Origin of the sequence: uncultured Bacteroides sp. (assembly GCF_947632445.1) — a bacterium.
GTDB lineage: Bacteria > Bacteroidota > Bacteroidia > Bacteroidales > Bacteroidaceae > Bacteroides.
This window is the reverse complement of the sequence record NZ_CANRPM010000071.1, coordinates 1-12052: the sequence shown is the minus strand read 5'-3', so window position 1 is coordinate 12052 and position 12052 is coordinate 1. Positions and strand designations below refer to the sequence as shown.

10 protein-coding genes are annotated in these 12052 nt (G+C 56.9%); 3 read left to right on the top strand and 7 right to left on the bottom strand.

Annotated elements, in window-relative coordinates:
* Nucleotides 1-159: 159 nt before the first annotated feature.
* Nucleotides 160-519 (bottom strand): helix-turn-helix domain-containing protein, encoded by a 360-nt coding sequence (locus tag Q0Z70_RS11455; protein ID WP_298074645.1) that lies wholly within the window; start codon nucleotides 517-519, stop codon nucleotides 160-162.
* Between the two features lie 162 nt (nucleotides 520-681).
* On the opposite strand from Q0Z70_RS11455, the gene Q0Z70_RS11450 reads away from it, so the two are divergent.
* The 3 genes from Q0Z70_RS11450 (at nucleotide 682) to Q0Z70_RS11440 (ending at nucleotide 3977) form a co-directional block, all read left to right on the top strand.
* Nucleotides 682-1065 (top strand): nuclear transport factor 2 family protein, encoded by a 384-nt coding sequence (locus Q0Z70_RS11450; RefSeq protein WP_298074643.1) that lies wholly within the window; start codon nucleotides 682-684, stop codon nucleotides 1063-1065.
* A gap of 152 nt (nucleotides 1066-1217) precedes the next feature.
* Nucleotides 1218-1670, top strand: coding sequence for a type I restriction enzyme HsdR N-terminal domain-containing protein (locus tag Q0Z70_RS11445; RefSeq protein WP_298074641.1), 453 nt, complete (start codon nucleotides 1218-1220; stop codon nucleotides 1668-1670).
* Nucleotides 1671-1742: 72 nt separating this feature from the next.
* Nucleotides 1743-3977 carry a RelA/SpoT family protein gene (locus Q0Z70_RS11440; protein ID WP_298074639.1) on the top strand — a complete coding sequence of 745 codons (2235 nt, stop codon included), beginning with the start codon at nucleotides 1743-1745 and terminating at the stop codon, nucleotides 3975-3977.
* A 19-nt stretch (nucleotides 3978-3996) separates the two neighbouring features.
* Here Q0Z70_RS11440 and Q0Z70_RS11435 read toward each other — a convergent pair whose 3' ends face one another.
* From Q0Z70_RS11435 to Q0Z70_RS11410, 6 genes are all read right to left on the bottom strand, one after another.
* The gene (locus Q0Z70_RS11435; RefSeq protein ID WP_298074638.1) at nucleotides 3997-4956 is read right to left on the bottom strand and encodes an MFS transporter; all 960 of its coding nucleotides are present in this window, start codon (nucleotides 4954-4956) and stop codon (nucleotides 3997-3999) included.
* The gene (gene panB / locus Q0Z70_RS11430) at nucleotides 4937-5758 is read right to left on the bottom strand and encodes a 3-methyl-2-oxobutanoate hydroxymethyltransferase (RefSeq protein WP_298074636.1); all 822 of its coding nucleotides are present in this window, start codon (nucleotides 5756-5758) and stop codon (nucleotides 4937-4939) included. The genes Q0Z70_RS11435 and panB overlap by 20 nt, the downstream gene beginning before the upstream one ends.
* 63 nt (nucleotides 5759-5821) lie before the next feature.
* Nucleotides 5822-6475, bottom strand: coding sequence for an HAD family phosphatase (locus Q0Z70_RS11425; protein ID WP_298074634.1), 654 nt, complete (start codon nucleotides 6473-6475; stop codon nucleotides 5822-5824).
* Nucleotides 6476-6566: 91 nt separating this feature from the next.
* Nucleotides 6567-8888: an ABC transporter permease gene (locus Q0Z70_RS11420; RefSeq protein ID WP_298074633.1), complete on the bottom strand. Its 2322-nt coding sequence runs from the start codon at nucleotides 8886-8888 to the stop codon at nucleotides 6567-6569.
* A 15-nt stretch (nucleotides 8889-8903) separates the two neighbouring features.
* Nucleotides 8904-9581, bottom strand: a complete 678-nt coding sequence (locus Q0Z70_RS11415) for an ABC transporter ATP-binding protein (protein ID WP_298074631.1) — start codon at nucleotides 9579-9581, stop codon at nucleotides 8904-8906.
* A gap of 34 nt (nucleotides 9582-9615) precedes the next feature.
* Nucleotides 9616-11916: an ABC transporter permease gene (locus Q0Z70_RS11410; protein ID WP_298074630.1), complete on the bottom strand. Its 2301-nt coding sequence runs from the start codon at nucleotides 11914-11916 to the stop codon at nucleotides 9616-9618.
* Nucleotides 11917-12052 lie beyond the last annotated feature (136 nt).

Genomic DNA, 12052 nt, shown 5'->3' with positions numbered 1-12052 from the left:
ACCCTTGATGAAGGGTGTTCGTGACCCTTGATGAAGGGTGTTCGTGACCCTTGATAAAGGGTGTTCGTGACCCTTGATAAAGGGTATTCGTGACCCTTGATGAAGGGTATTCGTGACCCTTGATAAAGGGTGTTCGTGACCTTCAACAAAAGGAGTATTTTATTCCTCTTCCTTCCTGCCGTACTTCCGCTCAAACAGCGCCTCATTCCGGTTGCCCCACTCTATCATGGCGTCGATAATCGGAATCAGGGTCTGTCCCAACGACGTGATGGCATACTCGGAACGCGGGGGCAGTTCGGGAAAGATGGTTTTGGACACCAGTCCGTCCTCTACCAGTTCTTTCAGCTGGATGTCCAGCACACGGGGAGTTGCTTCGGGAAACGACTTGTGGAGCTCGCTGGGACGCAACGGCCCGTGCCGCAGCTCGTCCAGGATACACGACTTCCATTTGGAGTCTATCAGGCTCATGGTCAGCCGCAAGGGGCAGTCCAAATCTACAGGAATTTTTCTTTCATACATAGCTCTGTTCTCTTGATTCGGGCACAAAGATAGGGATAACCGCCTTATGCCGGAATATACCGAATAAATTTTCGGTATGGGAATAATTTTTCGCTACTTGCACGAATGGGGCTTACCACGTACATTTGCGGCAGTTAATCATCCGTTAAAACAATTATCATTATGAGAGCAAGTATCGAAGAGTATGAGGCTGTAGAGAAGGCAGCCATGAAGTTCGTGAAAAGTGTGGCCGAAGGCAACAGCAGCTATGCCAAAGAGTTGTTCATCGACGAAGCCGTGCTGTTCGGCTATCTGGACGGAAAGCTGGAACACGGCAGCATCCGGCAATTCTATCAGAACGTGGACACCGTAGGTGCAGGCCATGATTTCAAGGCACGTATCGACGTGGTGGCTGTAGAAGAGACACTGGCCGTAGTCCGTGTTCTGGAAGAGAAATGGGGTGGCCGCATCGACTTTACCGACTATCTGCTGCTGATGAAGATGAATGGAGAATGGAAGTGCGTGGCCAAGGCTTACAACCAGAATTCGAATACCATTCGCAAATAAGGAAGGAAGGATGGGCAAGACCGCCTGTCCGACAGTGATTCCATCCCCTTTTTAAGGAAGCCGATGAAATGTTTTCGAGGACGGATGCCGGATCCGTCCTTTTTTTGTACTTTTGTCTTCGCACAAAGAAACCTGTAAGAAACAAGTCCGCCATGCTTCCGCTGAACCTGCCCGCCTTTGACGCCAAGATTGCCGTACACGACGGCAAACAGGTGATATTCGACGACATCCGCCGCCGTTACGTGACCCTGACGCCCGAAGAATGGGTGCGCCAGCACTTCGTCCACTTCCTCATCGCCCACAAGGGGTATCCGCAGACACTGATAGCCAACGAGGTGCAGGTGCAGCTCAACGGCATACGGAAACGGTGCGACACGGTGCTCTACCGCCGCGACCTGTCGGCCCGCATGATTGTGGAGTACAAAGCCCCCGACGTCCCGATTACCCAGGCCGCCTTCGACCAGATTACCCGCTACAACATGGCGCTGAAGGTGGACTATCTGATTGTGAGCAACGGCCTCCGCCACTATTGCTGCCGCATGGACTACGCCGACGGACGGTGTGACTTCCTGCCCGACGTGCCCGCCTATAATGATTTGCAATAAATCCGGCAAAACCGCAGATAATGTGACAAAGAGTATTAACTTTGCACCCGTAACCATCAAAAAGAACGCGATATGAACACAAATACTTTCTTCACGGATGCAGAGAAACGGATGCTTGTCCCTCTCTACCGCAAGCTGTTACAGCTATCGGGCGATACCCTGCTGCCGGGCGACTGCCGCAAGCTGAAAGCCCATCTTGTGGCCTGTGCCGCCTCCAACGGGTTGCAGCGCGACGTGTTCGGCCTGAATCCGGTCATCAAAGACATGCAGACGGCCGTCATCGTGGCCGAAGAAATCGGTATGCGGCGGGCATCCATCCTGGCGCTGATGCTTCACGAAGTGGTGCGAAGTAGACAGTGTACGGCCGAAGACATCCATCGCGAATATGGCGAAGACGTGGCAGGCATCATCCGGGGACTGATTCGCGTGAACGAGCTTTATGTGAAAAGCCCGACCATCGAATCGGAGAACTTCCGCAACCTGCTCCTCTCCTTTGCCGAAGACATGCGCGTCATCCTCATCATGATTGCCGACCGTGTGAACATCATGCGTCAAATCAGGGATGCGGAAAACGATGAAGCACGCCGCCGGGCCGCCAACGAAGCGGCCTATCTGTATGCGCCGCTCGCCCACAAGCTCGGTCTCTACAAACTGAAGTCGGAACTGGAAGACCTCTCCCTGAAATATACCGAACATGACATCTATTATCACATCAAGGACAAGCTGAACGCGACCAAAGCCGCCCGCGACCGCTACATAGCCGCCTTCATCGCTCCGGTACAGAAGAAGCTGGAAGACTCCGGGCTGAAGTTCCACATCAAGGGGCGCACCAAGTCCATCCACTCCATCTATCAGAAGATGAAGAAGCAGAAATGCCCCTTTGAAGGCGTGTACGACCTGTTTGCCATCCGCATCATCCTCGACTCTCCGCTGGAGAAGGAGAAGCTGGAATGCTGGCAGGCCTACTCCATCGTGACGGATATGTACCAGCCCAACCCCAAACGGCTGCGCGACTGGCTGTCCGTGCCGAAGAGCAACGGCTACGAGTCGCTGCACATCACCGTCATGGGCCCCGAAGGCAAGTGGGTGGAGGTACAGATACGCACCGAACGCATGGATGAGATTGCCGAACGCGGTCTGGCGGCCCACTGGCGCTACAAGGGCATCAAGGGCGAAGGCGGGTTGGACGAATGGCTGACTTCGGTACGCGAAGCGCTCGAAAGTTCGGACAGCGACCTGGAAGTGATGGACCGATTCAAGATGGACCTGTACGAGGACGAAGTCTTTGTCTTCACCCCCAAGGGCGACCTCTTCAAACTGCCCAAAGGAGCCACGGTGCTCGACTTTGCTTTCCACATCCACACCAAGTTGGGCTGCAAGTGCATCGGCGCCAAGGTGAACGGACGCAACGTACAGCTGAAGCAGATACTTCAGAGCGGCGACCAGGTGGAAATCATGACATCGAACACACAGACCCCCAAGCAGGACTGGCTGAACATAGTCACCACCTCGAAGGCACGCACCAAGATACGTCAGGCGTTGAAGGAAATGGCCTCCCGGCAGACAGACTTCGCCCGTGAAACGCTGGAGCGGAAGTTCAAGAACCGCAAGATAGACTACGACGAGGGCGTGATGATGCGGCTCATCAAGCGCATGGGCTACAAGGTGGTTACGGAGTTCTACCAGTCCGTTGCCGACGGGACATCAGACGTGAACGACATCATCGACCGCTATTTGGAATTGCAGAGACGTGAGAACGACCTCCACGACGAAGTGCAGTACCGCAAGGCCGAGGAGTATAACCTGCAATCTCGTGTGCCGGAAGACGGTTCGGCCAAGGAGGATGTGCTCGTGATCGACCAGAACCTGAAGGGCATCGACTTCCAGCTTGCCCGATGCTGCAACCCCATCTACGGCGACGAGGTGTTCGGCTTCGTCAGTGTGACGGGCGGCATTAAGATACACCGGTGTGACTGCCCCAACGCTGCGGAGTTGCATGCCCGCTTTGGCTACCGCATCGTGAAGGCACGCTGGGCCGGCAAGGGCGAAGGCACGCAATATCCCATCACCCTGCGCGTGGTGGGCCACGACGACATAGGCATTGTGACCAACATCACTTCCATCATCTCGAAGGAGACGGATATTACGCTGCGCAGCATCGGCATCAATTCGAATGCCGGTCTCTTTTCGGGCACACTGACCGTCATGGTGGGCGATACGGGACGACTGGAGGCGCTTATCAAGAAACTGCGAACGGTAAAAGGAGTCAAACAGGTGGAGAGAAGCGGCATCACGCGGAGGGAATAATAACGGCCTTTCTTTGCCCTTATCTCACCCGTTTCTTCTTATAATAAGGACGTGTAGCGAAAGCAAACACAAGTATGGCCAGCACCAATGCGGCTGTTGCCAACGTGTCCGGGCTGTCTGTAACGCACATCGTCCAGAGGCCGGCTATTACTCCCCCGTCCATCAGCAGGTTGAAGGTCATGTTGCCCGTAGCCCGCTGGCAATGGTGAGACAACTTGACAAACATCTTCACCCACAACGGAGTCAGCAGCGGAAGCACCGACAGGAGCAATATCCACCTCCAACTTGCGGACGCGGAAAGGCTTGTCGACGATGCACCCGCAATACCGAAACAGAAAGCCCATATACCCACATTGAGCGCAGGCAGCCAGGCACGCACCAAAAGAAAACGATCCAGACTGCACAGCCTCAGACCTATAGGAGCACGGAAAGAAACATAGACCGTCGTACACAACAGAATACCGACGGCACACAGCAGCGCCGACGCATACATCAGCCATGCTAACGGATGGCAGCCTATTCCCCAAACGCCGGCTGCCAGTCCTGCGACCATCCCTACCCGTCCGCAGAAAGCGAAGAGCATGTTGCTCGACGTGCGATGGCCCGACGGGGTTATATCAATGCTGATGGTGGTACCGGCTCCCGATGCCAAGGCGAAACAAGCTCCCTGAAGCAGAGCCAGCCCTGCATAATGGGTTTCGGGAATGTATGGAGCCGCCGCCATCGTCACTCCGACTCCGGCGTATGATAGCAATAAGACGTTTTTCCTCTTAAAGGCATCGGCAAGATAGGCATGGAAAGGGCCTGCGAACAGCATGCCGGCCAGAAAAGCCGGATAGATACACGCGGAATCGCCGGCCAAAACTGCCGGAAGCACGCCCAGCAGCATATACACCGAAGCATACAGCAGGAAGTTGGCAACACACATGGCCCTAAGCCCGTGCGTCAGCAAACGGCCGTCAGTATTGTTCTTTCTCATTTGGGAAATCTAGGTTCTTTACATCGCTCACGTAGCGGCTGATAGCATCTGTCATCACCGTGTGCAGGTCGGCATAGCGGCGCAGGAAGCGCGGGCGGAACCCGTTGTTCATGCCCAGCATATCCTGACATACCAATACCTGCCCGTCCACCTCACTGCCGGCACCGATACCGATGACGGGGATAGCCAGTTCGCGGGCCACACGGGCAGCCAGCGCAGCAGGTATCTTCTCCAGCACCAGTGCGAAGCATCCTGCCTCTTCCAACAGATGGGCGTCGCGCACTAACTTCTCGGCTTCGGCTTCGTCCTTGGCACGGACGGTATAGGTACCGTATTTGTTGATGCTCTGCGGCATCAGGCCCAGATGTCCCATCAGAGGGATGCCTGCACTCAGAATACGCTTCACGGTACCGATGATTTCCTCCCCGCCTTCCAACTTCAGCGCGTCGGCATGGCTCTCCTTCATAATGCGGATGGCCGAAGCCAGCCCTTCGAGTTCGTTGCCCTGATAGGAGCCGAAAGGCATGTCTACTACCACCATACCACGCTTCACGCCGCGCACCACCGACTTTCCGTGATAAATCATCTGGTCCAGCGTGATGGGCAGTGTCGTCACATTGCCCGCCATGACATTCGAGGCAGAGTCGCCCACCAAGATGACGTCCACGCCCGCACCGTCCACAATCTGTGCCATCGTGTAGTCGTATGCCGTCAGCATCGAAATCTTTTCGCCTCTTTGCTTCATCTCTATGAGGCGATGCGTAGTCACTTTCCGTGTGTCGTCTGAAATGTATCCAGCCATTGTTGCGTTCTATTTAAAGAGTTGTTATTCCGAATAATCCGCCTGCAAAATTACAGTTTTTTCTCATTGCTTCTTCACTCTCAGCATCTTTTCGTAGGTGAACCCCCGAAAGTCGTCGATGACGGCATGACACAGCGGTGCAATGGCTTCACGCGGATGGGTCGTGGCAAGCCCGACGACATTAGCACCCGAAGCCATTCCGGCTCGCAAGCCGTTGAACGAATCCTCGAAGACCCACGTCGTATGCGGTTCGGAACCAAGCACTTGCATGCCCAACAGGAAGCAGTCGGGGGCAGGCTTTGATGCGGTGAACATTTCCGCTGTCAGAATGCGGTCGAACAAGCGGTCGAGGTCGGGATGCACGCGGCGCACGGCTGCCATCTTCTTGTCGTTGGAGCTGGTGACGACAGCCATCGGCACACGATGCCGGCGCAAATTGTCCATGAACGCAAGCACTCCGGGAATGAAATCGAACGTCATCTGCTGCTCAAACCGGTCGAGGGCAGCGGTAATCTCCGCTTGCCGTTCCTTCATGCCCGGCCAGAACGTATCATAGATATGGGTCAGGGTCTCCCCCTTAATGCGTATATCGAGGTCGTCCATACCCAGATCTTCCAACCCCAAGCGATGCCAGAAGACACTGTATTGCGTTTCGGTATCTATCACCACGCCGTCGAAATCGAAGAGGACGGCGGTATTCATCTTGCTGTTATCCATATACTTTTCGTCGAAATGGGTGCAAAGGTGTGAAAAGTATCTGTAACCTGCAAGTTTTCTAACTTTAAATATGTCGTCCTCGTTTTAAAGATTATTCGCTCTTGATGCTCAGTACAGGGTTTTCGTTGGCGATGCGCCATGCCTTGCAGACCACCACCGCCACGACAAGCGCCAGCAGCAGAAGGGCCAGCAACACGTACCACGCGGGCGAAAGCAGGCTGCTGTCGGCAAACTGCTGCATCCACCGGCCGGAGACGTACCACGCTGCGGCCATGCCTGCCGCAACGGCTGCGACGGCTATCTTGAGGATGTCCACCGAGAGCAGGCGCAGGATGTCTGAGGCTTCGGCACCGTTCACCTTACGGATGGCGATCTCCTTGGAGCGGCGCTGCGTCTCGTCGCTGACGTAGCCGATAAGTCCTATCAGCACGATGAGGACGATGCAGGCGGCGGTGGCCCACACGGTGTTGCGGAAAGTGGAAACGTCGGCGTTCTTCTCGCGGCGGATGTCCTGATAGGTGGTGAACTCCAGCGCTAAGTCGGGATAGGCGGACTTGACGAAGGTGTTCAGGCGCTTCAGGTTATCGTCTAACGGGGCCTTCAGGCGGACGTTGAAAGTGCGGATGCGGTCGCTCAGGATGAAGGCGGTGCAGGTTTGGTCCATGAAGAACCCCATGTTGCGCACGTCCTCCACTACGCCTGTCACGACGGGCGGCTCTTCCAGTCCGACCCAGGCAGGGTCGACGGGCAGCCGGCGGCCGATGGCGGTGTCTTCCCATTTCAGCGTCTCCACCGTCTTGCGGCCCACGAGGGCTTCGCCTTGATGCTGCGGCCATTTGCCTTCGAGCAAGGTTATGCCCGTCACCGCAGGAAAGTCCTTGTCGATTATCATGAAGTGCAGGGGACGGATGAAGTTGCCCTGATTGTCGGTCAGGCGGGTGGTGTTGTAATGATCCAGCAGATTGAAGCTGCTGCCTGCCACCGCCTCTACGTAGGGTTCGCGGCGGATGGCGTCGGCCACACTCTCCGCCCGTCGGATGTTACCCGTCACTGTGCCTACGGCCAGTCCTTCGGATTGGAAACCCACGCTGCGGGTCATCAGGTCGTGATACTGCCACACGGTAGTCAGCAGCAGGCCGCCGATGAAGGACACGCCGATGAACTGCACGAACAGCAGGCCGCGCTTCCATGAACGCTTGCCGTCGGTGTAGCGGCGGAACACCTGCGTCACAGGGATATTGGCATAGATACGTCCGGGCACCACGCCTGCCACGAGGAAGAGCAGCAGCACCGTGCCCAGCGGCACGTAGAGCGTCTGTCCGGTGAAGAGGTCGGCCAGGCGGCTGCCTAACAATTCCTCCACCTGTTCGCGCAGCAGCCACAACAAGGCTCCACCGCAGACGATGGAGGCCGCCACCAACAGCCCCGTCTCCCAAAGGAACATCGAGAGGATGTGACGGCCGTCGGCGCCGCAGCACTTGTGCACGCCCACCAACTTGGCCCTTCGGCTCATGGCGGCTACCGCACGCAACACGTAGTTCAGGATGGAGACGAAGAAGATGGAGAAGCCCAGCACGCCCAGAATGACCAATCGCCGCGTGCTGTCGGAGAAGGAGCGGTAGACCTTATACAGGGGCAGGACGCTGTACTCCGTCACCACGTCGTCGCCCAGATGGGTGTCGGTGTACTGTTCTACGGCCTGCTGGATACGGCTGTTCATGGCGTCCGCGTCGGCGGGCTGCTTCAGGCGGAACAGGATGCCATAAATGTTGTTCGTCCCCCACGTGCCTGCTCCGAAGCACCAGTCGATGGCAGACATGGAGAGCAGCAAATCGTGGGACATGATGCTGTTGTGCGGCACGTCGGCATAAATGCCTCGGATGGTGACGTTGAATATCTTCTCTACAGAGAGTTCCTTGCCTATGGGACTTTCGGCTCCGTAGAGTTCGCGGGCTTTGCTTTCGGAGATGAAGGCATTGCCTTGCAGGGCCAAGTCCTTTGGGTCGCCTTGCAGCAGGGGCAGGCCGGTGGTTGCGAAGTAGGCTGTGTCGGCAAAGAGGATCTGGATGTCTTCCAGCTTCTTGTCGTCCTTGTAGAGGGCGGGCGCCCAGAAGTTGGAAGTCAGGCAGGCACTCTCCACTAACCCGGAAAAGGCCTCGCTGAGGTCGGCCGCCGCCGGACGATAGGTGGTGTAGTTGTATTCAGGGTCGGGCACTCCCCGGTTTACGTCTCTCATGCGCAGCATCACCAGCGTATCGGGGTTCGGATAGAAACGGTCGAAGCTCAGTTCGTAGGCTATCTGTGTGAAGAGCAGCCCGCCCATCACCAATCCCAGCGTAAGGGAGATGACTTTCTCCGAAGTGCCTCCACGACCGTGAAGCAGGGTCTGAAGGGTGTAGTACAGGTGTCTCATGTTCACGTCTTTCGATTACAGGTTTCTGTTGCTTGCCACCACGCTTCCGTCAAACAGGTGCACCGTCCGATGGGCAAAGGAGGCGTCGTGCTGCGAGTGGGTCACCATGACGATTGTAGTGCCCTCGCCGTTCAGTTCGCTCAGCAGCCGGATGACTTCGGCGCCGTTCTTCGAGTCGAGGTTGCCGGTCGGCTCGTCGGCGAGGATGAGCTTAGGGTTGGTCACTACGGCACGGGCGATGGCCACCCGCTGCTGCTGTCCGCCGCTGAGTTGCTGGGGGAAGTGCTTCGAGCGGTGGCTGATGGCCATGCGCTTCAGGATGTCGTGCACGCGCTGTCTGCGTTCGGAGGCACGAAGGTCGAGGTAGGTCAGCGGCAGCTCTACGTTCTCGAAGACGTTCAGCTCGTCTATCAGGTTGAAGCTCTGGAAGACGAAGCCTATCTTGCCCTTGCGGACGCGGGTGCGGTCTTTCTCGTGCAGGTCGGCCACTTCCTGCCCGAACAGCCGGTAACTGCCCGAAGTAGGGTTGTCCAGCAGGCCGAGGATGTTCAGCAGGGTGGACTTGCCGCAGCCCGACGGGCCCATGACGGCTACAAACTCGCCCTCGTCTACATGGAGGTTCACTTGGTTCAATGCGATGGTTTCCACTTCCGTTGTACGGAATACTTTACTTAGGTTGTTGATTTCAATCATAATCGGAGAAGTTATTTAATGCTTGTTTAACAGATTATTCGCTTTTGATACTCAGTACGGGGTTCTCGTTGGCGACGCGCCACGACTTCCACAGCACGCAGCCGGTGATGACGGCCAGCACGGCCGCGCCTATCGACACATAGATCCCTGCCGGCATCGAGGCCCGGACACTGAACATGTCCATCCAAAGGGAGTTGACGTACCACGACGCAACCATGCCTATCGCGACCGCGGGCCCTGCCACATAGAGCACATCGCGCCCCAGCAGGCAGAGAATGGAAGAGGCATCGGCACCGTTCACCTTGCGGATGGCTATCTCCTTGCTTCGGCGCTGCACTTCGTCGGCCGTATAGCCCAGCAGGCCCATGAGCATGATGAAGAACATCACCACGCCTGCCACGACGGTGGCGTTGCGGAACACACGGACGGGGTTGTACATCCTATTCATCATCTCTTCCATCGAAATGAAGTCGATGCCGGGGAAGGCTTCGGCGGCATCCTTCGTCAGGCGTTGCAGGTTCTCGGCGAAAGGCTCCTTCAGCAGGAAGTGCAGGTTGTAGTTGAACTGCCTGTTCATGAAGCCGATGTAGGGCATCGGCTCGGAATAGAAGCCGTTTATCTGGAAGTCTTTCAGCACACCCGTCACGGTGACGGTTCTGCCTCTGACATGTACGGTGCGACCGACGGCATCCTTCCCCCACTTCATCAGGCTGACGAAGGTCTCGTTCACCGCCGCCTCGTTGTTGTCGCGCGGCAGGCGGCCTTCCTTCAGCTTCATGCCCATCAGGTCGTAGTAGTTGGACATGCAGGCATCGAAGCGGGCGGAGAACAGGGTTTCGCCGTTTTCCCCGTCGATGAAGCAACCGCTATAGCCCCCCAGCGGATCGCCGTAGGCAGAGGAGAGGCCTTCCACATAAGGCAGGTTACGGAAGAAGTTGTAGGCGTTGTCGCATTCCTCGCCTGTCTTGAGGGGCAGATAGGAGTTTACGATACGCTTCGTGCTGAAGCCCATGTCCTTGCTCATGACGAAATGGTATTGCATCATCACCATGCACAGCAGGCCGCAGATGAAGGCCACGCCCGCAAACTGCACGAACAGCAGCGGGCGTTTCCACCCCTTCTTGCCCTCCGTGTAGCGGCGGAACACCTGCGTCACAGGGATGCGCGCAAAGAGCCGCCCCGGCAGTACACCGCCCACCACCAGCAACAGGGCTATCGTGGCAGCCGGTACCCACAGGCGGCTTCCGGCAAAGAGGTTCGTCAGCTTGGTGGAGGCCGTGTCTTCCACAAAGTCGCGGAAGCCCCACAGCAGAAGGGACATCACGCCCAGCGCCAGCGCGACCACCAGCAGCGTCTCCAGCATGAACATGCCGAAGATGCCGCCTCTACCGGCTCCGCTGCACTTGTGCACACCCACCATCTTGGCCCGGCGGCTCAGCGAGGAGATGGAGATGAGGGCGTAGTTCAGGGCGGTGATGAAGAGGATGGACAGGCCCAGCGTCAGCATGATGGTGAACATGCGCCGCACGTCGCCCTGCCGGCGGAAGGTGTCGCGCAGGGGCTGCACATAGGCCGTATAGCTCCAGCGGTCGCGTTCGGGCAGGTATTTCTCGACCATCTGCTCCATGCGGGCGTTGAGGGCATCCACATCCACCCCCGGACGCAGGCGCACGTACTGAAAGTAGGAGTCGCCTCCGTCCCACGAGTAGTTCATCTGTCGGGCCGTCCAGGCAGGAGGCTGCGAGATGACGGCGTCGGCCTTGACCGTCGTATTGTCGGGCAGGTCGGCATAGGTGCCGCGCACGGTCAGGTCGCGCTCGTGGTTGTAGCTGATGACCTTTCCGACGGGTTCTTCACCGCCGAACATCCTTCGGGCCAGACTCTTACTCAGGTAAATCACATCGGGTTGCTGAAGGTCTTGCACGGGATTGCCGCTCAGCACCTCGATGCCCATCGTCTGGAAGAAGAGCGAGTCGGCACACAGCTTGGACTCGTTGAAACGGGTATTGCCGTAATACAGGGGCCGCGACGACAGATAGCTGTTGGTGCAGGTAGCCGCCTCCACTTCCCTGGGGAAGTTTTCGAGGATGGCGCCTGCCAGCGGCCCCACGTTCATGGTTTGCGGCTCGTTCTTCTCATTGTTCAAAATAAACATGGACCACACCTGATAGAGGCGGTCGTAGTCTCGGAAGCACGTGTCGTAACTCTGCTCGTAGGCCACGCGGGCAAAGAGCAGGATGCTCATGGCAAGTCCCAGACCGAGGGAGATGACTTTGAAGGGGACACTCCCCTTCCCTCTGAGCAGGGTCTGGATGACGTAATGAATTTGTCTCATATATATCATATAAATAAATTGTTTCAAGGGTCACGAACACCCTTTATCAAGGGTCACGAACACCCTTCATCAAGGGTCACGAACACCCTTCATCAAGGGTCACGAACACCCTTCATCAAGGGTCACGAACACCCTT

Excerpts from the sequence above, each read along its gene's own strand:
- Q0Z70_RS11455 (WP_298074645.1), bottom strand. The coding sequence starts at position 519 with ATGTATGAAAGAAAAATTCCTGTAGATTTGGACTGCCCCTTGCGGCTG.
- Q0Z70_RS11450 (WP_298074643.1), top strand. The coding sequence starts at position 682 with ATGAGAGCAAGTATCGAAGAGTATGAGGCTGTAGAGAAGGCAGCCATG.
- Q0Z70_RS11445 (WP_298074641.1), top strand. The coding sequence starts at position 1,218 with ATGCTTCCGCTGAACCTGCCCGCCTTTGACGCCAAGATTGCCGTACAC.
- Q0Z70_RS11440 (WP_298074639.1), top strand. The coding sequence starts at position 1,743 with ATGAACACAAATACTTTCTTCACGGATGCAGAGAAACGGATGCTTGTC.
- Q0Z70_RS11435 (WP_298074638.1), bottom strand. The coding sequence starts at position 4,956 with ATGAGAAAGAACAATACTGACGGCCGTTTGCTGACGCACGGGCTTAGG.
- panB (WP_298074636.1), bottom strand. The coding sequence starts at position 5,758 with ATGGCTGGATACATTTCAGACGACACACGGAAAGTGACTACGCATCGC.
- Q0Z70_RS11425 (WP_298074634.1), bottom strand. The coding sequence starts at position 6,475 with ATGGATAACAGCAAGATGAATACCGCCGTCCTCTTCGATTTCGACGGC.
- Q0Z70_RS11420 (WP_298074633.1), bottom strand. The coding sequence starts at position 8,888 with ATGAGACACCTGTACTACACCCTTCAGACCCTGCTTCACGGTCGTGGA.
- Q0Z70_RS11415 (WP_298074631.1), bottom strand. The coding sequence starts at position 9,581 with ATGATTGAAATCAACAACCTAAGTAAAGTATTCCGTACAACGGAAGTG.
- Q0Z70_RS11410 (WP_298074630.1), bottom strand. The coding sequence starts at position 11,916 with ATGAGACAAATTCATTACGTCATCCAGACCCTGCTCAGAGGGAAGGGG.